24 protein-coding genes are annotated in these 22,343 nt (G+C 75.7%); 13 read left to right on the top strand and 11 right to left on the bottom strand.

The window, feature by feature from the left end:
- Positions 1 to 106: 106 nt before the first annotated feature.
- Positions 107 to 1,477 (bottom strand): FAD-dependent oxidoreductase, encoded by a 1,371-nt coding sequence (locus tag BM165_RS01015; RefSeq protein ID WP_075011661.1) that lies wholly within the window; start codon positions 1,475 to 1,477, stop codon positions 107 to 109.
- 25 nt (positions 1,478 to 1,502) lie between these two features.
- On the bottom strand, positions 1,503 to 1,943 hold the full coding sequence (locus BM165_RS01010) for a flavodoxin family protein (RefSeq protein WP_075011660.1): 441 nt from the start codon (positions 1,941 to 1,943) through the stop codon (positions 1,503 to 1,505).
- A 190-nt stretch (positions 1,944 to 2,133) separates the two neighbouring features.
- On the opposite strand from BM165_RS01010, the gene BM165_RS25385 reads away from it, so the two are divergent.
- The 3 genes from BM165_RS25385 (at position 2,134) to BM165_RS00995 (ending at position 3,511) form a co-directional block, all read left to right on the top strand.
- Entirely contained in the window at positions 2,134 to 2,358 is a 225-nt protein-coding gene (locus BM165_RS25385) for a VOC family protein (protein ID WP_244273949.1), read from the top strand.
- A 31-nt stretch (positions 2,359 to 2,389) separates the two neighbouring features.
- Positions 2,390 to 2,746: a VOC family protein gene (locus BM165_RS01000; protein ID WP_075011659.1), complete on the top strand. Its 357-nt coding sequence runs from the start codon at positions 2,390 to 2,392 to the stop codon at positions 2,744 to 2,746.
- A 99-nt stretch (positions 2,747 to 2,845) separates the two neighbouring features.
- Positions 2,846 to 3,511, top strand: a complete 666-nt coding sequence (locus tag BM165_RS00995; RefSeq protein ID WP_075011658.1) for an enoyl-CoA hydratase-related protein — start codon at positions 2,846 to 2,848, stop codon at positions 3,509 to 3,511.
- 6 nt (positions 3,512 to 3,517) lie between these two features.
- Here BM165_RS00995 and BM165_RS00990 read toward each other — a convergent pair whose 3' ends face one another.
- A complete protein-coding gene (locus BM165_RS00990; RefSeq protein ID WP_075011657.1) occupies positions 3,518 to 4,642 on the bottom strand; it encodes an NDMA-dependent alcohol dehydrogenase in 1,125 nt (374 codons plus the stop codon).
- A 173-nt stretch (positions 4,643 to 4,815) separates the two neighbouring features.
- On the opposite strand from BM165_RS00990, the gene BM165_RS00985 reads away from it, so the two are divergent.
- The 4 genes from BM165_RS00985 (at position 4,816) to BM165_RS26260 (ending at position 7,260) form a co-directional block, all read left to right on the top strand.
- On the top strand, positions 4,816 to 5,568 hold the full coding sequence (locus BM165_RS00985) for an inositol monophosphatase family protein (protein ID WP_075012066.1): 753 nt from the start codon (positions 4,816 to 4,818) through the stop codon (positions 5,566 to 5,568).
- Positions 5,569 to 5,641: 73 nt separating this feature from the next.
- Positions 5,642 to 5,791, top strand: coding sequence for a hypothetical protein (locus tag BM165_RS24570; RefSeq protein ID WP_177225056.1), 150 nt, complete (start codon positions 5,642 to 5,644; stop codon positions 5,789 to 5,791).
- Between the two features lie 393 nt (positions 5,792 to 6,184).
- Entirely contained in the window at positions 6,185 to 6,574 is a 390-nt protein-coding gene (locus BM165_RS00980; RefSeq protein ID WP_075011656.1) for a VOC family protein, read from the top strand.
- A gap of 176 nt (positions 6,575 to 6,750) precedes the next feature.
- Positions 6,751 to 7,260: a 2'-5' RNA ligase family protein gene (locus tag BM165_RS26260; RefSeq protein WP_075012065.1), complete on the top strand. Its 510-nt coding sequence runs from the start codon at positions 6,751 to 6,753 to the stop codon at positions 7,258 to 7,260.
- A gap of 32 nt (positions 7,261 to 7,292) precedes the next feature.
- On the opposite strand, the gene BM165_RS00970 is transcribed toward BM165_RS26260, so the two are convergent.
- Both BM165_RS00970 and icmF read right to left on the bottom strand, forming a co-directional pair.
- On the bottom strand, positions 7,293 to 8,063 hold the full coding sequence (locus BM165_RS00970) for a helical backbone metal receptor (protein WP_075011655.1): 771 nt from the start codon (positions 8,061 to 8,063) through the stop codon (positions 7,293 to 7,295).
- On the bottom strand, positions 8,056 to 11,292 hold the full coding sequence (icmF, locus tag BM165_RS00965; RefSeq protein WP_075011654.1) for a fused isobutyryl-CoA mutase/GTPase IcmF: 3,237 nt from the start codon (positions 11,290 to 11,292) through the stop codon (positions 8,056 to 8,058). Before icmF ends, BM165_RS00970 begins: the two co-directional genes overlap by 8 nt.
- Before the next feature lie 50 nt (positions 11,293 to 11,342).
- On the opposite strand from icmF, the gene BM165_RS00960 reads away from it, so the two are divergent.
- The 3 genes from BM165_RS00960 to BM165_RS00950 all read left to right on the top strand — a co-directional run bounded on the left by BM165_RS00960 (position 11,343) and on the right by BM165_RS00950 (position 14,570).
- Positions 11,343 to 13,115 (top strand): SpoIIE family protein phosphatase, encoded by a 1,773-nt coding sequence (locus BM165_RS00960; RefSeq protein ID WP_208976591.1) that lies wholly within the window; start codon positions 11,343 to 11,345, stop codon positions 13,113 to 13,115.
- 79 nt (positions 13,116 to 13,194) lie between these two features.
- The gene (locus tag BM165_RS00955; RefSeq protein ID WP_075011653.1) at positions 13,195 to 13,974 is read left to right on the top strand and encodes a sporulation protein; all 780 of its coding nucleotides are present in this window, start codon (positions 13,195 to 13,197) and stop codon (positions 13,972 to 13,974) included.
- Complete coding sequence (locus tag BM165_RS00950; RefSeq protein ID WP_348271782.1) at positions 13,965 to 14,570, top strand: NUDIX domain-containing protein; 606 nt, start codon at positions 13,965 to 13,967, stop codon at positions 14,568 to 14,570. The genes BM165_RS00955 and BM165_RS00950 overlap by 10 nt, the downstream gene beginning before the upstream one ends.
- Before the next feature lie 13 nt (positions 14,571 to 14,583).
- Here the strand turns inward: BM165_RS00950 and BM165_RS24565 are convergent, their stop codons facing one another.
- The 4 genes from BM165_RS24565 to BM165_RS00930 are packed head-to-tail and all read right to left on the bottom strand — an operon-like array spanning position 14,584 to position 17,092.
- Entirely contained in the window at positions 14,584 to 14,961 is a 378-nt protein-coding gene (locus BM165_RS24565) for a DUF4267 domain-containing protein (RefSeq protein ID WP_075011652.1), read from the bottom strand.
- Positions 14,958 to 15,527 carry a hypothetical protein gene (locus tag BM165_RS24560; RefSeq protein WP_075011651.1) on the bottom strand — a complete coding sequence of 190 codons (570 nt, stop codon included), beginning with the start codon at positions 15,525 to 15,527 and terminating at the stop codon, positions 14,958 to 14,960. The genes BM165_RS24565 and BM165_RS24560 overlap by 4 nt, the downstream gene beginning before the upstream one ends.
- On the bottom strand, positions 15,524 to 16,156 hold the full coding sequence (locus BM165_RS00935; protein WP_075011650.1) for a class I SAM-dependent methyltransferase: 633 nt from the start codon (positions 16,154 to 16,156) through the stop codon (positions 15,524 to 15,526). The genes BM165_RS24560 and BM165_RS00935 overlap by 4 nt, the downstream gene beginning before the upstream one ends.
- Positions 16,157 to 16,189: 33 nt before the next feature.
- Positions 16,190 to 17,092, bottom strand: a complete 903-nt coding sequence (locus BM165_RS00930; RefSeq protein WP_075011649.1) for an alpha/beta fold hydrolase — start codon at positions 17,090 to 17,092, stop codon at positions 16,190 to 16,192.
- Positions 17,093 to 17,333: 241 nt separating this feature from the next.
- On the opposite strand from BM165_RS00930, the gene BM165_RS00925 reads away from it, so the two are divergent.
- Both BM165_RS00925 and BM165_RS00920 read left to right on the top strand, forming a co-directional pair.
- Positions 17,334 to 18,050, top strand: coding sequence for a GAF and ANTAR domain-containing protein (locus tag BM165_RS00925; protein WP_075011648.1), 717 nt, complete (start codon positions 17,334 to 17,336; stop codon positions 18,048 to 18,050).
- Between the two features lie 204 nt (positions 18,051 to 18,254).
- Positions 18,255 to 19,754 (top strand): dihydrolipoyl dehydrogenase family protein, encoded by a 1,500-nt coding sequence (locus BM165_RS00920; RefSeq protein ID WP_075011647.1) that lies wholly within the window; start codon positions 18,255 to 18,257, stop codon positions 19,752 to 19,754.
- On the opposite strand, the gene BM165_RS00915 is transcribed toward BM165_RS00920, so the two are convergent.
- Both BM165_RS00915 and BM165_RS00910 read right to left on the bottom strand, forming a co-directional pair.
- A complete protein-coding gene (locus BM165_RS00915) occupies positions 19,651 to 20,256 on the bottom strand; it encodes a GrpB family protein (protein WP_075011646.1) in 606 nt (201 codons plus the stop codon). The genes BM165_RS00920 and BM165_RS00915 overlap by 104 nt on opposite strands.
- 47 nt (positions 20,257 to 20,303) lie before the next feature.
- Complete coding sequence (locus BM165_RS00910; RefSeq protein WP_075011645.1) at positions 20,304 to 20,915, bottom strand: CDP-alcohol phosphatidyltransferase family protein; 612 nt, start codon at positions 20,913 to 20,915, stop codon at positions 20,304 to 20,306.
- Positions 20,916 to 21,024: 109 nt separating this feature from the next.
- Between BM165_RS00910 and BM165_RS00905 the strand changes: the two genes are divergently transcribed.
- Positions 21,025 to 22,281: an ABC transporter substrate-binding protein gene (locus tag BM165_RS00905; protein ID WP_244273947.1), complete on the top strand. Its 1,257-nt coding sequence runs from the start codon at positions 21,025 to 21,027 to the stop codon at positions 22,279 to 22,281.
- Positions 22,282 to 22,343: the final 62 nt, after the last annotated feature.

Genomic DNA, 22,343 nt, shown 5'->3' with positions numbered 1-22,343 from the left:
GACGTCCCTCCCCCGGGACGAGGGCGGGCCGGGAGCCCGCCCGGGACCGGGACCGTGCACCCCTCGCCGGGACCCGGTCAAGGGAGACGGTCGCGTCCGTTCGGGGTCAGCCCCGGTCGGCCTCCACCGCCTCGAGGGCCTTGCGGGCGGCGATGAGCACCGGGTCCCACACCGGCGCGAACGGCGGGGCGTAGGAGAGGTCCAGCGAGAGGACCTCGTCGACGGTCATCTCGTTCCAGATGCAGATGGCCAGGGCGTCGACGCGCTTGGCCGCGCCCTCCCGCCCGACCACCTGGGCACCCAGCAACCGGCCGCTGAAGCGCTCGGCGATCATCTTGACCCGGATCACGCTGGCGCCCGGGAAGTAGCCGGCCTTGGTGGTCGAGTCGACCGCCGCCGTCACGAACGCGTACCCGGCGGCCTCGGCCTCCGCCTCCGACAGCCCGGTCCGCGCGGCCTCGGTGGAGCAGATCTTGGTGATCGCCGTCCCGATGACGCCCGGGAACGTGGCGTAGCCGCCGCCGATGTTGATCCCGGCGACCCGGCCCTGCTTGTTGGCGTGCGTGCCGAGCGCGACCACCACCCGCTGCTTGGACAGCCGGTGCACCGACTCGACGCAGTCGCCGGCCGCCCAGACGCCCGGGACCCGGGTGCGCATCCGCTGGTCGACGGCGATCCCGCCGGAGGTGCCCAGCGGGATGCCGGCCTCCCGCGCCAGACGCACGTTGGGGCGCACACCGAGCCCGAGCACCACCAGGTCGGCGGGCAGCTCGCGGCCGCTCTCGGTCACCACCGCGCGCGCCCGCCCGTCGGGGCCGACGTCGATGCCGGCGACGCCGTCGGACAGCACCAGCTCGATGTCCTCGCAGCGGACCGCCTCGGCGATGGCGGCGCCGACGTCGGGGTCGAACGTGCCGACCGGGGTGGCCGACTTGTCCACCACGGTGACGTCGAGTCCGCGCACCCGGCACGCCTCGGCGATCTCCAGCCCGATGTAGCCGCCGCCGACCACGACCACCCGGCGTACCCGCCCGCTGTCGAGCTCGTCGCGCAGCGCCACGCCGTCGTCGAGGACCTGGACGCCGTAGACGCCGTCGGCGTCGATGCCGTCGACCGGCGGGCGCATCGGCACGCTGCCGGTGGCGTAGACGAGGTCGTCGTAGTACTCGGTGCCCTCGGTGCCCGCCTCGAGGTCGCGCCAGTGCACGGCCCCCTTGTCGGTGTCGATGCCGACCACCTCGGTGCGCATCCGGACGTCGATGCCGGCGGCGCGGTGCTGCTCGGGCGTGCGGGCGACCAGGTCGGCCTCGCGCTCGACCGTGCCGGAGATCCAGTACGGGATGCCGCAGGCGGAGTAGGAGGTGGCGCGGCCGCGCTCGAACATGACGACGTCGAGGTCGGGGCGCCGCTTCTTGGCCTGGGACGCCGCGCTGCCACCGGCGGCGTCCCCTCCGATGACGACGAGGCGGGTGCTCACGTCCGCAGGTTAGGACCGCCGGGCGCTACAGGCCCACCGCGACGGTGGCGGCGAGCTCCCTCGCGGCCTCGAGATCGCCGGCCGAGGGCGCGCCGGTGAGGGACAGCGGCGCGGCGACCTGCCGCCACCGCAGCGCGCCGGTGATGGTGCCGATGGCCCGGAGCGCGCCCGCGGTGTCGTCGCCGCCGTGCACGTAGACGCCGTAGGGCAGGCCGATGGTTGCGTCGAGGCAGGGGTAGTAGACGGTGTCGAAGAAGTGCTTGAGCGCGCCGCTCATGTAACCGATGTTGGCCGGGGTGCCGAGCAGGACGCCGTCGGCGGCCAGGACGTCGGCGGGGCCGGCCGACAGCGCCGGGCGGACCTCGAGGTCGACCTCCTCCACCAGCGCCACGCCCTCGCGCACCGCCTCCAGCACCGCCTGCAGGTTCGGCGAGGGCGTGTGGTGGACGACGAGCAGCCGCGGCATGCCCGCCATCCTGCCCGCGTGATGCGCCCCGTCCCGGAGGGCGGCGGGGTCGGACCCGTGTTCGACGGACTCCACCACGTGCAGCTGGCCATGCCGCGCGGCGAGGAGGAGGCCGCCCGCGCCTTCTTCGCCGGGGTGCTCGGGATGACGGAGGTGGCAAGCCGCCGGTGCTCGCCGCCCGCGGCGGGGCGTGGCCCGCGCCGGCGGGCTGGAGCTGCACCTCGGCGTCGAGGAGGAGTTCGCCGCGGCGCGCAAGGCCCACCCCGGCATCCTCGTGAGCGACCTCGACGACATGGTCCGGCGGCCGGCCGCGGCGGCGCAGTACGTCACCTGGGACGTGGACTTCCCCGGGTACCGGCGCGTGTACGCCGCCGACCCGTTCGGCAACCGCCTGGAGTTCCTGCAGCCGGCCTGAGCGCGTCGGTGCTGCCCGCTACGGTCCGGCCGTGACCGTCGACCTGTTCGCGGGGGTCCCCGTCAGCGACCACGAGCGCGCGCTCGGCTGGTACGGCCGGCTGTTCGGCTCGCCGCCGGCCTTCCTGCCCAACGACGTCGAGGCGGTGTGGGAGCTGGCGGAGCACCGGTACGTCTACACCGAGGCGAAGCCTGCGCACGCCGGCCACGCCATGGTCACGCTGTTCGTCGACGACCTCGAGGAGCGCGTCGCGGCGATCGGCGCCCGCGGCATCGAGCCCGCACTGCGGGAGACATACGACAACGGCGTCCGCAAGGTGGTCTACCGCGACCCCGACGGCAACGAGATCGGCTTCGGCGGCGCGCCGGTCGCCGCCGCCGACACCTGACCGTCGGGCAGCATCGGCCGGCTCGCCGCCGTCAGCGCCGTCTCCGACTGCGGCCCACCGTCCTGACCCGTCCCCGTCCGACCTCCCGAGGAGCTGCTCGTGCCCACGCTCGACCGCCACGACGACGTCTTCGTGCTCGACCTCGGCGACGACGAGAACCGCTTCTCCCCCGGCTGGCTCGCCGAGGTGGACGCCGCGCTCGACGAGGTGGAGCGCGCCGAGGGGCCCCGCGCGCTCGTCACCGCGGCCACAGGCAAGTTCTTCTCCAACGGCCTGGACCTCGCCTGGCTGTCCGGGCACGCCGACCAGCGGGAGTCCTACCTCGGCACGGTCGAGCGGCTGTTCGCGCGCGTGCTGGTGCTGCCGGTGGTCACCGTGGCCGCGCTGCAGGGCCACGTCTTCGCCGCCGGGGCGATGCTGTCGCTCGCCCACGACCTGCGGGTCATGCGGGCCGACCGCGGATTCTGGTGCCTGCCCGAGGTCGACATCGGCCTGCCCTTCAGCCCCGGCATGTCGGCGCTGGTGCAGGCGCGGCTCAGCCCGCAGACCGCGCACGTGGCGATGACGACCGGCCGCCGCTACGGCGGCACCGACGCGCAGGCCGCCGCCATCGTCGACTCCGCCGTCGCCGAGGACGCCGTCCGTCCCACGGCGCTGGAGCTCGCCGGGGCACACGCGGGGAAGGCCGGGCCCGTCCTCGCGGCGATCAAGACGGGCATGTACGCGCCGGTGCTCGCCGAGCTGCGGAGCCGGGCCGCGGGCTGAGCCGGGTCAGTCGAAGAGGACGACCCCCCGGATGTTCCTGCCGGCCTTCATGTCGTCGAAGCCCTCCGCGACCTGGTCCAGCGAGTAGGTCCGCGTGACGAGCTCGTCGAGCTTGAGCGTGCCGGCCTGGTACTGCGACAGCAGCTGGGGGATGTCCCACCGCGGGTTGCAGCCGCCGAAGAGCGCGCCCTGCAGCCGCTTCTGGAACACCGTGAACATGGTGTTGTTGATCGGGATGCCGCCTGCCGCGCGCATGCTCCCGGTGCCGGTGAGGACGACCGTGCCTGCCTTGCGGATGGACATCACGGCCTCGGCGATGTGCTCACCGGTGACCACGCCGACCGCCACGACGGTCGCGTCGGCGCCCTGCCCGTTCGTGAGGGACCGGGCGAGCTCGGTGGCCTCGGCCATGGTCTCGGCGGTGTGCGTCGCGCCGAGCTGCTTGGCGGTCTCGCGCTTGAACTCGACCGGGTCGACTGCGATGACCGCCCGCGCGCCGATGGCCCGGGCGGCCTGCACGCTGTTGATCCCGATCCCGCCGACACCCATGACGACGACCACGTCACCGTCGCGGGCGTCGGACATGTTGGTGACCGACCCCCACCCGGTGGGGACCCCGCAGCCGACGAGCGCGGCCTTGTCCAGCGGCACGCCCGGGTCGATCTTCACCGCCGACCGGGCGTCGACGACGGTGTGCTCGCTGAGCGCGGCGAGGCCGTACGCCTGGCCCACCGGCCTGCCCTGGTAGGACATCCGGAAGCTCGTCGGGTCGTCGATGCGGGCGCCGGTGAACAGCTTCGCGCCGAGGTCGCAGAGGTTCTGCCGACCGGTTGAGCACATGCGGCACCGTCCGCAGACCGCGACGAAGCTGAGGACCACGTGGTCGCCCTCGGCCCACCCCGGGGTGGCGGGACCGACGCCGACGACGACGCCGGCTCCCTCGTGGCCGCCGGCGAGGGGCAGCCGGAGGGGTGGCGCGCTCCCGGGCGGGACGTCGTGGTCATCGGTGTGGCAGAGCCCGACGGCCGCCATCCTGACGAGCAACTCGCCCTCGCGGGGCTCGTCGAGGTCGACCTCGGTGACCTCGTACCGGCCGGGCTGTGTGTGGAGGACTGCACTGCGTGTCTTCACGGCTGCACCTCTGCTCGTGTCCGCGGTGTCGATGGGGGGAGCCCCGCTGTGCGACCGGAGGGTAGCGACGGACCCCCTGCGGTCGCTGCCCTTCCGCCGCGGCTCCTGTGCCGGCGCGCGGGGCCGCCGGGCCGTCGCTGCGGGGCGGACCGCCGTCGTGGAGGGTGGACGCCATGGGCATCGACGAGGACCTGGGCGCAGCGCGCGAGGCGGTGCGCATCGCCGGGGAGGTCGCGGCCGCACGGTTCCGGTCCGCCGGGCTGGCGGTGACGGTGAAGAGCGGCCCCGGCGACGTCGTCACCGAGGCCGACCGGCAGGCCGAGGCCGCCGTCCTCGACCACCTGCGCCTGCGGTGCCCGGACGACGGCGTCGTCGGCGAGGAGGGCGGGCAGCGGCCGGGAGGGCGCACCTGGTTGGTCGACGCGATCGACGGGACCCTGAACTTCGTCAGCGGCGACCCGTTCTGGTGCAGCGCGGTGGCCCTCGTCGACGACGCCGGCGCCGTCGTCTCGGCCGTCCTCCACCCGGCCACCGGCGAGCTCTTCAGCGCCGCCCGGGGCCGGGGGTGCTGGCTCGGCGACGCACCCCTGACCCGCGGCCCGGGACCCACGCTGGCGAACGCCACCCTGTCGACCTACCTCGGCCCCGACGACGTCGGCGACCCCGTCGTCGTCGGGCTGGCCCGGGCGGCCGCGGCGCTGCGCATCCGGGGCTCGGGCAGCCTCGAGCTGGCGTGGGTCGCCGCCGGGCGCGCCGACCTGTGGGTGAAGAGCGACGCCCACCCGTGGGACTGGCACCCGGGAGCGCTGCTGGTGGCCGAGGCCGGCGGCGTCGCCGAGACGGTGGCGGGCTCGGGCGCCGCCTGGTCCTTCGCCGGCGGGCGCGCGCTGCGCGACGACGTCCTGGCCGCCCTCCCCTGCCCCTGAGCGTCGGGGCCGGCATGCGTCCGCGGCGCGCGGGTACTCCCGTGCGGCCAGTCGAGCGAGCGGAGGGACGGCCATGACCTCACCGCAGGACACCCCGGACGACGGCGACGCGGGCGACCGGTCGCAGCCCGAGGGCGCCGTCGGCGTGGAGCTGGGGATGTCGGAGGAGCCGGGCGGCACCTTCGAGCCCGAGGAGGACCCGGACCCCGACCCCGGCTCCTAGCGTTCGCGCATAGGCACTCGGCCACCGCGCGGGCGCGCACACCTGACGCCTGGCCGGTTCGGGATCGACGCTGCGACAGCGCCCGACGTCGACATCTCCGCTTCCGTCTCGCCCAGAGGGTCGACGCCGACGCGGCGCACCTCGGGCGACCTGCTGAGCGGTGGGAGCCCTCGCCCAGCAGAGCAACCGCCCCACGCCGCCGGTGAGCCCTGCTCGCTGCGAGCGGTCGCACAGCCCGACCCCGAGGACCCCGGAGGGGCCGTCTGCGGTCGAGCAGCGGGTCCGAGCGGAGGGGCCGGGTCCGGCCGGGTGCGGCCCTTGACGCGTCGACCTGGTCTCCACACGATGCAAGACGACCTTCGCTGGGAGGTTCCGACCTGGAGAGGTTTGACCATGTCATTTCCCCGCATCGCCCATGTCGCGCTCACGGTCGCCGACCTCGAGCGGAGCGTTCCCTGGTATCGGCAGCTGTTCGACGCAGAGCCGGTACTGGACGAGGACACCGGTCCGTTCCGGCACGTCGTGTGGTCCCTGGGCGACACGCTGGTCGGCCTGCACGAGTTCCCGGACGGCCGCGACGACGTGCAGTTCGACGAGCGGCGTCCGGGCCTCGACCACCTCTCCTTCGCATGCGTCGACCGAGCCGAGTTGGCGCAGTGGGCCGCCCGGCTCGACGAGCTCGGGATCCGCCACGGCGGTATCGAGGAGGCCAGCTACGGCTTCGGCCTCTCGTTCCGGGACCCGGATGGCCTTCCGCTCGAGTTCTTCGCTCCGCCCGCCTAGGACCGTCCTGCTGAGGACGTGCGCGCCCGCCGACGCGGGTGTCCCTGGGCGGCCCACTTAGGGACAGCCTCGGCCGGTACGGCGCCACCGAAAGTGCATAGTCTCGCGACGTGCCATACCTGGCTCCGAGTGTCGATGCACCGCCTCCCGTGCAGACAGCGCTCATCGTTCCGGTGATGGCAGCAGAAGCCGCAGTTGGACAACACCGCCGGCATCTCGATGGCGCGGCTGCCTGGGGCGTGCCTCCTCACGTCACGGTGCTCTTTCCATTCGTCGAACCGGCTCTGGCACACCGACCTGAGACGTTGGATGCGATCCGCGAGGCGGTCCGGGTAGTTCCAGCGTTCGAATGCTCGTTTGCTGAGACGTCCTGGTTCGACCGGGACGTTCTATGGCTCGCACCAGATCCGGCCCAGCCGTTCAGGGATCTCACGACCGGCATCTTGAAGGCTTTCCCGGACTACCCGCCGTACGCGGGGGCCCATGACGGTTCCGCGCCGCACCTCACGGTGGGCGAGCGGAGACTCGCGGATCTGTCGGCGCTTACAGAGGCTGAGCAGGAGGTGTCCGTGCACCTCCCCTGCTTCGCCCGAATCGACACCGTCCTCTTCATCGAGGGGGCATCTGCGCCTCAGTCTTGGCGGGTGGTTCAGGAATTCCCTCTCGCTACCTACCACCGCCCCTGAAGCCGTCTTCAGGGACGGATCGGGGCCACAGGTCAGCGGTCGCCGAGGGCGGCCAGCAGCTCCCCGCGGGCGGTGGCCAGTGACGGGCCGTACCAGGTCAGCGCCCGCCCGGACACCAGCACCGACCGCACGCCGGGGAACGCCTCCGGGCCGTCGTCGGGGGTAAACAGGTAGGGCTCGTCGGGCAGCAGGACGACGTCGGGCCGCGCGCCCAGGACGTCGTCGACCGACACGTGCGGGTAGCGGTCCTCCCCCGCGGCGAGGCCGCAGCCGAAGACGTTGACCAGCCCGAGGCGAGCGAGCACGTCGCCGGTGAAGGTGCGCGGACCGACGACCATCCACGGGTCCCGCCACACGGGGACCGCGCAGCCCAGCGGCGGGGACGGCGCCGGGCGCGACCACTCCGCGGCAGCGGCGGTCAGCCACCCGGGCTCGGGCACCTGCAGCGCCTCGGCGAAGAGCCGCCGCATCGAGGCCAGCGCCTCGTCGACCGACTCGATCACCGTCACCCACACCGCGATGCCCGCCGCGCGCAGCCGGTCGACGTCGAGGCGCCGGTTCTCCTCCCGGTTGCAGACGACGAGGTCGGGCTCCAGCGCCGCGATCGCCGCCCGGTCGGGGTTCTTCGTCCCCCGCACGCGCTCGATGTCGAGGCCGGCCGGGTGTGTGCACCAGTCCGTGGCGCCCACCAGCCGGTCGGGCACGGTGACCGCCAGCGCCTCGGTCAGCGAGGGCACCAGCGAGACCACCCGTCGCGCCGGCCCCGTCAGCGGGACCGGCGCGCCCAGGTCGTCCTCAGACATTCCTGCGGTACTGGCCGCCCACCTCGAAGAAGGCGTCGGAGATCTGGCCCAGCGAGCACACCCGGACGGCGTCCATCAGCGCGGCGAACACGTTGCCGCCCGACGTCGCCGCCTCCTGCAGTGCGGCCAGCGCGGCCGGCGCCTCGTCGGCGTGCCGGGCCTGGAAGTCGGCCAGCCGGCGCAGCTGCGACTGCTTCTCCTCCTCGGTGGCCCGCGCCAGCTCGACCTTCTTCGGCGGTTCGGAGCCCGAGCGCGGGTCGAGGAAGGTGTTGACGCCGACGATCGGCAGCGACCCGTCGTGCTTGCGGTGCTCGTAGAGCATCGACTCGTCCTGGATCTTCCCGCGCTGGTAGCCGGTCTCCATCGCGCCCAGCACGCCGCCGCGCTCGGCGATCCGGTCGAACTCCGCCAGCACCGCCTCCTCCACCAGGTCGGTGAGCTCGTCGACGACCGCCGAGCCCTGCAGCGGGTTCTCGTTGCCGGCCAGCCCCCACTCGCGGTCGATGATCATCTGGATCGCGAGTGCCCGGCGGACCGAGTGCTCCGACGGCGTCGTCACCGCCTCGTCGTAGGCGTTCGTGTGCAGCGAGTTGGCGTTGTCGTAGATCGCGCACAGCGCCTGGAGCGTGGTGCGGATGTCGTTGAAGTCCATCTCCTGCGCGTGCAGTGACCGCCCCGACGTCTGCACGTGGTACTTCAGCTGCTGGGAGCGGGCGTCGGCGCCGTAGCGGTCGCGCATCGCCACCGCCCAGATCCGCCGGGCCACCCGGCCGATCACCGTGTACTCGGCGTCCATGCCGTTGCTGAAGAAGAAGCTCAGGTTGGGCGCGAAGTCGTCGATGGCCATGCCGCGCGCCAGGTAGGCCTCGACGTAGGTGAACCCGTTGGCCAGCGTGAAGGCGAGCTGGCTGATGGGGTTCGCCCCGGCCTCGGCGATGTGGTACCCGGAGATCGACACCGAGTAGAAGTTGCGCACCCGGTGGTCGATGAACCACTGCTGGATGTCGGCCATGCAGCGCAGCGCGAACTCGGTCGAGAAGATGCAGGTGTTCTGGCCCTGGTCCTCTTTGAGGATGTCGGCCTGCACCGTGCCGCGGACGGTCGACAGCACCCAGACGCGGATCTCCTCGGCCTCGGCGGCGTCGGGCTCACGGCCCTCCTCCTCGCGGAACCGGTCCAGCCGCTGCTCGATCGCGGTGTTCATGAACATCGCGAGCACCGCCGGCGCCGGGCCGTTGATCGTCATCGACACCGACGTCGTGGGCGCGCACAGGTCGAACCCGTCGTAGAGCACCCGCATGTCGTCGAGCGTGGCGATCGAGACGCCCGACGTGCCGACCTTGCCGTAGACGTCGGGTCGCGGGTCGGGGTCGCGGCCGTAGAGGGTGACCGAGTCGAACGCCGTGGACAGCCGGGTGGCCTCGTTGCCGGCCGACAGCACCCGGAACCGCCGGTTGGTGCGGAACGCGTCGCCCTCGCCGGCGAACATCCGCGCCGGGGCCTCACCGGACCGCTTGAACGGGAAGACGCCGGCGGTGTACGGGAACGCGCCGGGCAGGTTCTCGCGCCGCAGGAAGCGCAGCAGGTCGGCTGAGTCGGTGGTGCGCGGCAGCGCCACCCGCGGCACCTCGGTCCCGCTGAGCGTCTGGCGCTTCAGCGGCGTGCGGATCTCCTTGCCGCGCACCGTGTAGACGTACTCGTCGCCGGAGTAGGCCTCCACCCGCGCCGGCCACTCCGCCAGCAGTGTGCGCACCTCGGGCAGCAGCTCCCGGTCGGCGGCCTCGGCCGCCTCGCGGGCCGCCTCGGCGGCCGCGCCCTCCAGGACGTCGGCGGCGGTGGTCAGGTGCTCGCGCCGCCGGGCGACGGCGGCCTGCTCCTCGGTGACCCGGTGGTGCCCGCGTACCGCCTCGGCCACCTCCGCCAGATACCGCGCCCGCGACGACGGCACGACGCTGCTCAACCCGGTCGAGGCCCGCACGTCGACCCGCGGCAGCACGCCGGCGCCCGCGGGCAGGCCCTTCTCGACCAGCAGGCCGAGCAGCTCCTGGTAGAGCGCGGTGACGCCGTCGTCGTCGAAGCGGGCGGCGCTGGTGCCGAACACCGGCATCCGCTCCCACGGCTGCCCGAACGCCTCGCGGTTGCGGACCATCTGCCGGGCGACGTCGCGGCGCGCGTCCTCGGCGCCGCGGCGCTCGAACTTGTTGATGGCGACGACGTCGGCGAGGTCGAGCATGTCGATCTTCTCGAGCTGGCTGGCCGCGCCGAACTCCGGCGTCATGACGTAGAGCGAGACGTCGCTGAACGGCACGATCGCCGCGTCGCCCTGGCCGATGCCCGGCGTCTCCACGACGACGAGGTCGAAGCCGGCGGCCTTCACCGCGGCGATGACGTCGTCGAGGTGCCCGGGCACCTGGGCGCCGGCGGTGCGGGTGGCCATCGAGCGGAAGAAGGTGTGCGAGCCGTCCCCGGACTCGAGCGCGTTCATCCGGATGCGGTCGCCGAGCAGCGCTCCCCCGCCGCGGCGGCGGGTCGGGTCGATCGCGACGACGGCGACCCGCAGCTTGTCCTCCTGGTCGCGGCGCAGCCGGCGCAGCAGCTCGTCGGTGAGCGAGGACTTGCCCGAGCCGCCGGTGCCGGTGATGCCCAGGACCGGCACGGTGCGCCCGGCGGCGACCTCCCGGACGCGGGCGGCGAGCTCGTCGTCGGCCCCGGTCTCGAGCACGGTGATCGCGCGGGCCAGCGCCCGGGGGTCGCCGGTGAACAGCGCGTCGACATCGGGGCGCTCCTGCGTCAGGTCGACGTCGCAGGAGCGGATCAGCTCGTTGATCATCCCCGGCAGGCCGAGCCGGGCGCCGTCCTCGGGGCTGAAGATCCGCACGCCCCGCTCCCGCAGCGCGGCGATCTCCTCCGGGACGATCACGCCGCCCCCGCCGCCGAAGACCTGCACGTGCCCCGCCCCGGCCTCGCGCAGCCGGTCGACGAGGTAGCCGAAGTACTCGACGTGCCCGCCCTGGTAGCTGGAGATCGCGACGCCCTGCACGTCCTCCTCCAGCGCCGCCCGGACGACGGCGTCGACCGACCGGTCGTGGCCCAGGTGCACGACCTCCGCACCCTGGCTCTGCAGCAGCCGCCGCATGACGTTGATCGCCGCGTCGTGGCCGTCGAAGAGGCTCGCCGCGGTGACGAACCGGACGGGGTGGACGGGTACGTGCAGCTCCGCGGACGCCATGCCCGAGACGGTAGGCGCGATTTAGTAGGACGTCCAACTACCCATGGGTAGTGTCCGCCGCCGCGTGCGTGGGCACGGAGGAGATCGTGGACCTGCCGGTGCCGGACTGGGCGCGCGTCTTCGACGTCGCGCCGGCGCCGTTGCTGCTGCTGACCCCCGACCTGGTGATCGTGCACGCGAACCGGGCCCGGCTGGAGGCCACCGCGACGACGCTGGAGGACACCGTCGGCCGGCACCTCTTCGACGCCTTCCCGATGCGTCCGGACGACCCCGCCGCCGACGGCCTGGTGAACCTGCGGGCGTCGCTGGAGGAGACGCTGGTGACACGGCGGCCGGTCACGATGGCGGTCCAGCGGTACGACATCCCGCTGCCCGACGGGACCTGGGACGTCCGCTACTGGAGCCCGGTGAACGTCCCGGTGCTCGACGGCACCGGCGGCGTGGCGTTCCTGCTGCACCGGTCCGACGACATCACCGACTACGTGCGGCTGCGGGGCGAGGCGGAGCAGGGGCAGCGGCGGGTGGTCGAGGTGGAGGCCGACCTGCTCTCCCGCACCCGCGAGCTGCAGGACGCCGTCGCCGAGCTGCGCGCGCTCGAGGCCCGCCAGCGACGCACCGCGCACTCCCTCGCGGGCCTGGCCGCGATCGTCTCCGCCCTCGCCGCCGCCGAGAGCCGCGCCCACCTGGTCGACCTGCTGGCCGACCACGGCGGCGCCGCGCTGGACGCGTCCCTGCTCGCCCTCGCGCTGCCCGGGCCGCGCGGCGGGGACCTCGTGCTCACCGCGTCCGGCCGGCCCGGCCGCAGGCTGTCCGCCGACGGTCAGCACCCGTCGGCGGTCGCGGCCCGCGGGCGGGCGGTCCTGGTGGGCGAGGCCGGCGCGCAGCCACCGCCGGCGCCGGGGCTGCGGTCCTGGGCCGCCCTGCCGCTGCGCTCGGACGGGCGACTGCTCGGATCGCTGACCGTCGGGTGGGCCGGGCCCCGGGTTCTCGAGGACCACGACGTGCGGCTGCTGGAGGCGCTCGCCGTGCAGACCGTGCAGGCCGTGGAGCGGGTCACCCGGCTGGAGGACGAGCGGCGGCTGGCCTCGGCGACCCGCAGCCTGGCCGAGACGCTGCAGCGCTCGCTGCTCACCGACCCGCCGCGCGTGCCGGGGCTCGACCTCGCCGTCCGCTACCGCCCGGCGGCGGTGGAGGCGCAGGTCGGCGGCGACTGGTACGACGCGTTCCCCTCCGGCGAGGGGACCACCGTCGTCATCGGCGACGTCACCGGACACGACCGGCTGGCCGCCGCGGCCATGGGCCAGGTGCGCAACGTGCTGCGCGGCATCGCCTCCGCCGTCGGCGGGCCGCCGTCGCGGGTGCTGGCCTTCCTCGACCGGGCCATGGCCGGGTTCGGGACCGCGACCCTGGCCACCGCCGTCCTCGCCTGCGTGGGGCCGGCGCCGGCGGACGCTCCCGCCGGAGCGCGGACCCTCACCTGGTCCAGCGCCGGGCACCCGCCGCCGCTGCTCATCCCCCCGGCGGGGCCCCCGCGGCTGCTCGACCGCCGCCCCGACCTGCTGCTGGGCGTCCGGCCCGACACCCACCGCCGCGACGCCGCCGAGACGCTCCTCCCGGGGACCACGCTGCTGCTGTACACCGACGGGCTCGTCGAGCGCCGCGACGCCGACCTCGACGCGGGCCTCGCCCGGCTGCTCGCCGCCGCGGCCGACCTGACCGGCCGGCCGGCCGGGGAGGTCGGCGACACTCTGCTGGAGCGGCTGGCACCCGAGCGCGCCGACGACGTCGCCCTCCTCGCGGTGCGCGTGCTGCCGCCTGCCTGAGCGCGCGGGAACCCCTCGCCACCCGCCGGGCGTGGTGTCAGAGTGCCCGCCGTCCCCGAACCGAACGGAGCACTCCCCCATGGCCTTCCGCAACCTGATGGCGAAGCTGGGCGCCGGCAACGCGACCGTCGACGCCGTCCTCGACACCCCCACGACGACCCCCGGCGGCACCGTCACCGGCACCGTGCACCTCACCGGCGGCCAGGTGGCCCAGGAGATCAACGAGCTCCGGGTCTCGCTGCAGGCCACCGTCGAGGTGGAGAGCGGCGACCACGAGTGGAAGGAGACCGTCACCTTCGGCACCGCGCCCATCGCCGGCGCCGGGCGGATCGAGGCGGGCGCGAAGGCGGCGATCCCGTTCAGCTTCCCGGTGCCCTGGCAGTGCCCCTTCACCACGCTCGACGGCTGGTCGCTGCGCGGCGTGAAGATCGGCCTGCGCACCCGGGTCGACATCCCGGGCGGCACCGACCCCGGCGACCTCGACGCGATCACCGTCCAGCCGCTGCCGGTGCAGCGCACGGTCATCCAGGCGCTGGGCGGCCTGGGCTTCACGTTCCGCGGCGCCGACGTCGAGAAGGGCCGCCTCACCGGCAGCGACCTGCCCTTCTACCAGGAGGTCGAGTTCGCGCCGCCGTCGTCGCTGCGCGGGCGGGTCAACGAGCTCGAGGTGACCTTCCTGGCCTCCCCGCACGGCGTGGAGGTCGTGCTGGAGGTCGACCGGCGCGGCGGGCTGCTCACCGAGGGCCGCGACGTCGGCGGCCGACTGCACCTCTCGCACTCCGACACCGACGTGTCGGCGGTCGCCGCGCAGCTCGACGCGGCCGTCCGCCAGCTCGGCGGCCGGCGCGGCTGGTTCTGACGCTCGACGAGGGCACGGCGGCCGCACGGCTCGGGAAGTTCCCCCGCCGCGCGGCCGGCCGGCCCGAGCTGCGCCAGGCCGCCGTCGCCGTCTGCGTGACCGGGCCGGCGGAGGAGCCGGCGCTGCTGCTCACCCGCCGCGCCGCCCGCCTGCGCGCGCACGCCGGGCAGTGGGCGCTCCCCGGCGGGCGGCTCGACGACGGCGAGACGCCGGTCGGGGCCGCGCTGCGCGAGCTGGCCGAGGAGGTCGGGATGGTCCGCGGCCCGGGCGACGTCCTGGGCCTGCTCGACGACTACGTGACCCGCTCCGGCTACGTGATGACCCCGGTGGTGGTCTGGGCCGGTGAGACCGGGGAGCTGGCCCCCGCCGAGGCGGAGGTCGCCGCCGTCCACCGCGTACCGCTGGCCGACCTCGACGTGGACCCGGTGCTGGAGGCCATCCCCGAGTCCGACGCGCCGGTCATCCGGCTGCCGCTGCTCGGCGGCTGGCTGCACGCCCCCACCGCGGCGGTGGTGTACCAGTTCTGCCAGGTCGCCTGCCGGGGGCGGCACACCCGCGTCGCCCACCTCGAGGCGCCGGTGTTCGCCTGGCGGTGACGCCCCACCCCGCTCAGCGGCGGTGCCAGCGGGCGGCGCCGTAGGAGGACAGCGCCAGCACGACCCCCGAGAGGACGGCGCTGCGCGGGCGCACGTCGCCCGTGGCGCGGGCGGTCCACACCGCGGCGGCGTCGAGGGCGGTGAGCAGCAGCGTCACCTCGGTGGTGCGCCGCGCCTCCGGCGCCGGCGTCACCAGCAGCGCCGCACCCATCGCGATGTTGCGCGCCGCGCCGAGCCGGACCAGCAGCGGCAGCGCGACGTCGTCCCGCGCGGCGTCGGGCCGCACCCCGAGGCTCCCGGCGATCCAGCGGGGCGCGAACAGCGCCGTCGTCCCGATCCAGATCGACAGCGTCCCGACGGTCTTGCGGGCGGTGTCCCAGTCGCTGCTCACCCGCGGCCCTTGCCCGCGAACTGCCTGGTCGAACCGGCGGTGACCACCAGCACGAGGGCGAGGAAGGGCAGCGTGAGCCAGCTCGCCACGACGTCGCTGACCGTGGCGACCGTGAAGGCCGCCGCCGGCGGCGCGTCCAGCGGGCCGAGCACGCCGTCGACCCCGAGCGCGGCCACCGACGGCGGCAGGGTGACCAGCGCCGACACCGCGCCGCCGAGGACGACCCCGGCGAGCACCGCCGCCGGGGAGGTGCGCACCGCCCGCACCGCGGTCGCGGCTCCGCGACCCAGCGCGCCGCGGGGCCGGACCCGCCCGTCGCCGGGCAGGCCGGTGAGCGCGCCGGTGAGCCACAGCTGGGCCAGCAGGCCGGTGGTGAAGCCGACGACGTCGACCAGCAGCGCGTGCCCGACGCTCGGGTCGCGGTACACCAGCAGCTGGCGCAGCACGTCCGGCACGGTGTTGACCAGCGTGACCGCCAGCGAGAGGGCGTACACCCGCCCGGCGTGCCGGCGCAGCAGGGCCAGCGCCTGCCGGACGACGCTCCCGGCGACGGCGCCGGCACTCACGTCCGGGTCGCGACGGCCTGGATCCACCGGTCACCGGCGGCGCGGCGCAGCCGGCCGGGCGGCACCTCGAGGCCGCAGGCGCGCAGGTGGGCGAGCAACTCGTCGGTGGAGAACCGGTCGGCCGGGTGGCGGGACACCGCGCGCAGCCACGGGGCGTCGACGAACCGCGCGGTCATCTCGGTCAGGGCCAGCTGCCCGCCGGGCCGCAGCACCCGCGCGGCCTCGGCGACGGCGGTCCGCCAGTCCGGGACGTGGTGCAGCGCGTGGAAGTCGACGACGAGGTCGGCGGCCGCGTCGTCGACCGGCAGCGCCGTGGCGTCCCCCACCCGGAAGGTCACCCGGTCGGTGAGGTCGGCGCAACGCAGCCGGGCGCGGCCGACCGTGGCCGGGTAGAGGTCGAACGCGGTGACCTCGCGGGCACCGAGCCGCTCGACGGCGACCCGCGCCCCCAGGCCGCGCCGGCCGGTGCCGATCTCCACGACGCGGTCCCCGCGCGCGCCGAGCCGGTGCAGGATGCGCCCCTCGACGCGCAGGCCGATCTCGTACCGGAGCCGGCTGTCGACCCACAGCCGGTTGGCGTCGACGTAGGTGGGGGGCACGGTGCTGCTGCCGCGCTGGTGGGTGGGCATGCGGGGGCGGCTACCCGTTCCGCCGCCGGCCAGTCACGGCGCGAGTGCTGCGTACACCTCACGGGCGTGGTCGAAGACGAGGAAGTGGCCCTCGCCCGCGTACCAGTGCGCCGTGCAGTTCGGGAGCATGGCCACCAGCACACGGCCCAGCCCCACCGGCACCTGCCAGTCCTGGGTGCCGTGCCAGACGTGCACGGACTGGCGCACCTCCCCGACCGGGAAGCCCCACGGCCGGAACAGCAGTGCCCGGTCCTCGGCCAGCGGCCCCGCTCCCTGCCGCAGCCCCTCGGTGAAGGTGGCCGCCATCGCCCGGCGGACGGCGGGCCGGCCGAGCACGCGCCGGTCGGAGGGGTTGAGCCGCAGCTGCAGGTACCGCGGGAGCAGCGCCGGGCTGACGGTGAGCGGGGCGAACACCGGGCGCAGCAGGGTCGCGGTGGCCCGCGAGGGGCGGTGCGCCGCGGCCCGCACCGTCGGCGGCAGCCACCCCGGCAGCACGTCCGACCAGGGCCAGGGCACGTCCGGAGGCGGCGCCCCGCCCAGGACGCCGACGGCGTGCACGCGGTCGGGCAGGGCGTAGGCGCAGGCCAGCGCGTAGGCCGCCCCGCCGGAGAGGCTGAGCGCCGCGAACCGGTCGACGCCGAGGGCGTCGAACAGCTGGACGACGTCGTCGCTCCAGTCGGTGACCCGCCGGCCCGGCTGCGGGTCGGAGCCGCCGAACCCCGGCCGGTCCGGGACGATCAGCCGCACGCCCCAGCGGCGGTAGGCGGCCGGGTCGTCGACGTGCCGCTCCAGGCGCGAGCTGGGCGAGCCGTGGCAGCCGAGCACCGGCCGGCCGGCGGGATCGCCCCACTCTGCGTAGGCCATCGTCCGGCCGTCGCGCAGCTGCAGCTGGCCCTCGCGAGGGCCGTCGGCGGGGTCGGTGCTCCGGGTGTGCATGCCGCCGCGCTACCCCGGCGGGCCGCGGGTCAGGCCCGGACCGGGCTCCCGGGTCCAGAGCGCCCCCTGGCTCGCGGGGCCGGCGGCGGCGACAGCGCGCAGAACGCCGGTATCCTGCTGTCCGCACGTCACACAGCCGGCGTGCCGAGGGGATCCGTCCCCGCTCGTCCGTCCTGCGAACAGCCGGGACCCGGATCCGCAGCCGGCTCCCCGCAGCCGCACCCCGCTTCGGGAGAGACCTGTGAACCGCCCGGACGACCGCCTGTCGGATGCCCTGCTCGACCTGGGCCTGGTCGCCGCCGACCACCCGCTCCCGCTGGTGCTCGAGCGCGCCGCCGGCCTGGCCGCCGACGTGCTGGGTGGCCAGCCGGCGCTGTCGGTGACCGTCATGGGCCCGGACGGCGGCAGCACCGTGGGCACGAGCGCGCAGGTGGCCGCCGCCCTGGACGAGGTGCAGTACCGCACCGGCGAGGGCCCCTGCCTGACGGCGGCGACCACCGGCGAGATGCTCGTCGTGCCGGACACCGCGACCGAACGGCGCTGGCCGCGGCTCACCTCGGCGGCCGCCGGGGCCGGGCGCCGCGCGGTGCTGTCCGTGCCCTTCCCGCCCGGCGGGCCGGTGGCGGGGGGCCTCAACGTCTACCTGCAGTGGGCGGTCCCGGGCGAGGGGCCGCAGCGGGAGCGCGCCGAGCGGTTCGCCCGGCACGCCGTCGTCCCGGTGGCCAACGCGCACCTCTACGGGCGGACCGCCCAGCAGGCGGAGAACCTGCAGGCGGCGCTGCGGTCACGGGCGGTCATCGACCAGGCCAAGGGCATCCTCATGGAGCGCTTCCGGTTCACCGCGTCCCAGGCGTTCGACGCGCTGGCCCGCGTGTCCAACGAGACCAACACCAAGGTCCGTGACGTCGCCGAGCGCCTGGTCGACACCGGGGAGTTCCCGCCGGGCCGCACCGGCTGATCCCGGGCGGTCCCGCCGCCCGGTGTCTCGAGCGGCAGGACCTGACCGGCGCGACCCCCCGGGTGGCGGAACCGGCTGTCCGCAGTCTCCCGGCGTCGCCGCCGGGCCGCGACCGGCACCGCGTCGCGCCCGCGCCCTCCCCGTGGCACGTTCGGCACCGATCCCCGCCGCGCTCCGCCCGGCGGGCCGACCGGGAGGAGACCCGTGGGTCGCGAGCGCGTCTGGGACCTGGCGGTCGTCGGCGGGGGGACGGCGGGGCTGGTGGGCGCACGGACGGCGGCCGCGCTGGGCGCCCGGGTCCTGCTGGTCGAGCGGGACCGGCCCGGCGGGGACTGCCTGTGGACCGGGTGCGTGCCCAGCAAGGCACTGCTCGCCGCGGCGGCCCGCGCCGCCGATGCCCGCACCGCCGGCGCCCTGGGCGTCACCGTCGGGGAGGTGTCGGTCGACCTCGCCGCCGTGATGCGGCACGTGCGCGGGGCGGTCGCGGCCATCGAGCCGGAGGACTCGGCGGAGTCGCTGGAGGCCGCCGGGGTCACCGTGCTCGCCGGCCGCGCGCGGCTGACCGGGCCGCGGACCCTCGACGTCGACGGGAGGCCGGTGGACTTCCGCGCGGCCCTGCTCGCCACCGGCGCCGTCCCCGTCCTGCCGCCGGTGCCGGGACTCGGCGGGGCCGGGCCGCTGACCAGCGAGACCGTCTGGGACCTCGACACCCTGCCCGGCCGGCTGGTGGTCCTCGGCGGCGGCGGCATCGGCTGCGAGCTCGGGCAGGCCTTCGCCCGGCTCGGCGCCGCGGTGACCCTGGTCGAGGCGCTGCCGCGGGTGCTGCCCGGCGAGGACCCCGACGCCTCCGCCCTGGTCGCCGCCGCCCTCGGGGCCGACGGCGTGCAGGTGCTCACCGGCACCCGGGTCACCGCCGTCGCCGGGACGCCGGGCGGCCCCGGTGAGGTCTCCGTGGAGGGACCGGGCGGCCGGCACACCGTCGGCTACGACCGGCTGCTGGTCGCCGTCGGCCGCCGGCCCGACACCGCCGCCCTCGACCCCGCGGCCGCCGGGGTGGCCCTCGACGACGACGGCTACGTCCGCGTCGACGGCACCCTGCGCACCACCAACCCGCGCATCCGGGCGGCCGGCGACGTCACCGCCGTCTCGCGGTGGACGCACACCGCCGGGGTGCACGGCGCCACCGCCGCCGCGAACGCCGTCCTCGGGCTGCGGCGAGCCGTCGACACCACCGCCGTCCCCCGGGTCACCTTCACCGACCCGGAGGTGGCCGCCGTCGGGGCGCCGACGTGGGCCGACGGCGACGGGCCGGCGCCGCGCACGGTGACCCGGCGCGCCGACCGGGTCGACCGCGCGGTGGCCGAGGGCCGCACGGAGGGCTTCAGCCGCCTGGCCCTGGGGCCGCGCTCGCGGGTCACCGGCGCCACGGTCGTCGGTCCGCGGGCCGGGGAGGCGCTGGCCGAGCTCGTCCTCGCCGTGCGGACGGGCCTGCGGACGGCGGACCTGGCGGCGACCACCCACCCCTACCCCACGCACGCCGACGGGCCGTGGAACGCCGCCCTCGACGACGTCCGCGCCCGCCTCGGCCGGGTCCGTCCGGCTACCGCCGCGGTGGTGCGGCTGCGCCGCCTGCTCGACCGCGCACGTCCGGCGGCGGGGACGGCGGCCGGCTCTGCGTCGGCGGACGGCCGAGCACGGCGCTGACGAACCCCTCCTTGCCCGCGGTGTAGGCCTCGCGGTCGTCGGCGTGCTCGGCTGCCAGCCGCTGCTCGAGCACGGCGTACCGCTGCACCAGGTCCGGATCCCGGCGCAGCGCGTCGCGGAAGGCCAACTGCTCGGCCCACCGCTCGCTGCCGGCCGGGAGCAGGTGCAGGTGGGCCGCCCGCGCGTCGTCGACGACGTGGACCAGGAACCGGCGCCACGGCCGGGCGTCGAGGTCGGCGGGGACGAGGTGCCGGTCGTCCCCGAGGGCCAGAGCCGCCGCGGGCGCGCAGCCGAGGTCGGCCACGGCGGCCTGCAGGCCGAGGACGGGTCTGGCCGCCAGGCCCGGGACGGCCGTGGGCCCGACGTGCTCCACCGGAGCCACGAGCCACCGGGCGAGCGTCCCCTGCACCGTCCGGCACAGCTCCTCGCCGAGCCGCTGCCACTCCGGATCCGCGGGGAGGACCTCCACCGGCTCCGTCGCCCACGCCGGCCGGTCCGTCACGCCACGCAGTGTCCTCCGGGTGGGACGCTCCCGGCGGCGACCGGTGGTCAGCGCAGCGCTCGGTACCCCGCGACCATCCGCTGCACCCCGCTCACCCCGACGACGCCCGCCCACACCCAGGCGATGGTCCCGGCGTGCCCGGGCAGCACCAGCCACAGGCTGTGCACCAGCACCGTCTCCGTGCCCTCCGCCAGCCCGCCGAGGAAGGACAGCGACCGGCCGTCGTCGAGCCGGCGGCCGGTGCGCTCGGCCAGCGAGGAGAAGGCGAGGAACGTCGCGCCGTTGAGGTAGTAGGCGACCAGGACGGCGACGAACGGCAGCAGCGACCCGCCCCACCCGATCGCCACGCCGGCGACGGTGGCGCCGTAGACGAGGAAGTCCGCGGTGACGTCGAGGTAGCCGCCCGCCGCCGACGGGGGCTCCCCCGCGGCCGCCCGGCGCCGGGCGAGGACGCCGTCGAGCCCGTCGGCGACCCGCGACAGCAGCCACAGCACCAGCGCGGGGATCCACAGCGCCGTCGCCGCGGCGACCGCCGACCCCAGGCCGAGGGCGAGGCCGAGCAGGGTGACCCGGTCGGGGGTGACGGCCGGCCGGTCGACGCGGGCGGCGAGGGCCTCGAGGGCCGGCGCGACCAGCCGCCGGGTGGTGCCGTCGAGCACGTCGCCCCCTCGTCTGGCGCCCCACCGGATCGCGTGACACCCTTCGCGCGATCCCCATCCTCCCGGGCCGCCCGGCCCACACGCGACCCCGAGGTCTGGAGCCGCCCCCGTGCCGCGCCGCCGTCCGCTGCCCCTGACCGCCGCACTGCTCGGGAGCGTCCTGGTGGTGTCGTCCTGCGCCGGGGCCCCCGAGCCCGGCGCCGGCGGCGGGGCCGCTCCCACGGCACCCGACCGTCCCTGGGACGAGGTGCTCGCCGAGGCCGACGGGCAGACGGTCGACCTGTGGATGTACGGCGGCGACCAGCAGGGCAACGCCTACGTCGACGACGTCCTGGCGCCCGCGGCGGCCGAGCGCGGGGTGACCCTCCGGCGGGTTCCGGTCACCGACACCGCCGACGCGGTCAACCGGGTGCTGTCGGAGCTGCAGGCCGGCACCGACGACGGCAGCGTCGACCTGGTGTGGGTCAACGGCGAGAACTTCGCGACCGGGCGGCAGGCCGACGCGTGGCTGTGCGACTGGACGGGGCAGCTGCCGTCGATGGAGTTCGTCGACCCGGAGGACCCGCTGCTCACCAGCGACTTCGGCACGCCCGTCGACGGCTGCGAGGCGCCGTGGCACAAGGCCCAGTTCGTGCTGGCCTACGACTCCGCGGACGTGGCCGACCCGCCGACCTCGATCGAGGGTCTGCTGGAGTGGGCCGAGGCCAACCCCGGCCGGTTCACCTACCCCGCACCGCCGGACTTCACCGGCTCGGCGTTCCTGCGGCAGGTCCTCTACGCCGTCGCCGGGGGCCCCGAGGAGGTGCCGGCCGAGTTTGACCGGGCCGCCCTCGACGAGCTCGGGCCGCGGCTGTTCGACCGGCTCGCCGGGCTCGCGCCGTCGCTGTGGCGCGGCGGGGACACCTACCCGCGCGACCTCGCCGCGCTGGAGGAGCTCTACGCCGGCGACCAGGTCGACCTGACCATGACCTACGGCCCGGCGACGCTGGCGCAGCAGGTGGCCTCCGGTGCGCTGCCGGCCTCGACCCGGGTGCTGCCGCTGGAGGAGGGCACGCTGGGCAACGCCAGCTTCCTCGCCGTCCCGGTCAACGCGGGCGACCAGCCCGGCGCGCTCGTCGTCGCCGACCTCGCCCTCTCCCCGGAGCAGCAGCTGGCCAAGGCCGACCCGGCCACCTGGGGCCAGTACCCGGTCGTCGACCTCGACCGGGTACCCGAGGATGTGCGGGCCGGGTTCGCGGCGCTGCCGGCCTCGCCGGTCGTCCCGCCGTTCGAGGAGCTCTCCGGCGGCGCCGACCCCGAGCTGGGCGCCGGCTGGGTCACCCCGCTCGAGGACGGCTGGCGCAGCGACGTCCTCGGCGCCGGCTGACGTGCCGGCGCGCTCCCCCTCCCGTCGCGCGCTGCTGCTCCTGCTCCCGGCCGCCGTGCCTA

The organism is Geodermatophilus obscurus (assembly GCF_900115395.1).
GTDB lineage: Bacteria > Actinomycetota > Actinomycetes > Mycobacteriales > Geodermatophilaceae > Geodermatophilus > Geodermatophilus obscurus_B.
The sequence above is the reverse complement of the archived record's forward strand: the minus strand, read 5'-3'. Positions and strand labels throughout refer to the sequence as shown.

Bases quoted from the DNA above. Each gene is read 5' to 3' on its own strand.
- icmF (WP_075011654.1), bottom strand. From the start codon at position 11,292: ATGGCGTCCGCGGAGCTGCACGTACCCGTCCACCCCGTCCGGTTCGTC.
- BM165_RS00980 (WP_075011656.1), top strand. From the start codon at position 6,185: ATGTCATTTCCCCGCATCGCCCATGTCGCGCTCACGGTCGCCGACCTC.
- BM165_RS00935 (WP_075011650.1), bottom strand. From the start codon at position 16,156: ATGCCCACCCACCAGCGCGGCAGCAGCACCGTGCCCCCCACCTACGTC.
- BM165_RS00955 (WP_075011653.1), top strand. From the start codon at position 13,195: ATGGCCTTCCGCAACCTGATGGCGAAGCTGGGCGCCGGCAACGCGACC.
- BM165_RS24570 (WP_177225056.1), top strand. From the start codon at position 5,642: ATGACCTCACCGCAGGACACCCCGGACGACGGCGACGCGGGCGACCGG.
- BM165_RS26260 (WP_075012065.1), top strand. From the start codon at position 6,751: ATGGCAGCAGAAGCCGCAGTTGGACAACACCGCCGGCATCTCGATGGC.
- BM165_RS00970 (WP_075011655.1), bottom strand. From the start codon at position 8,063: ATGTCTGAGGACGACCTGGGCGCGCCGGTCCCGCTGACGGGGCCGGCG.
- BM165_RS00930 (WP_075011649.1), bottom strand. From the start codon at position 17,092: ATGCACACCCGGAGCACCGACCCCGCCGACGGCCCTCGCGAGGGCCAG.
- BM165_RS00985 (WP_075012066.1), top strand. From the start codon at position 4,816: ATGGGCATCGACGAGGACCTGGGCGCAGCGCGCGAGGCGGTGCGCATC.
- BM165_RS01010 (WP_075011660.1), bottom strand. From the start codon at position 1,943: ATGCCGCGGCTGCTCGTCGTCCACCACACGCCCTCGCCGAACCTGCAG.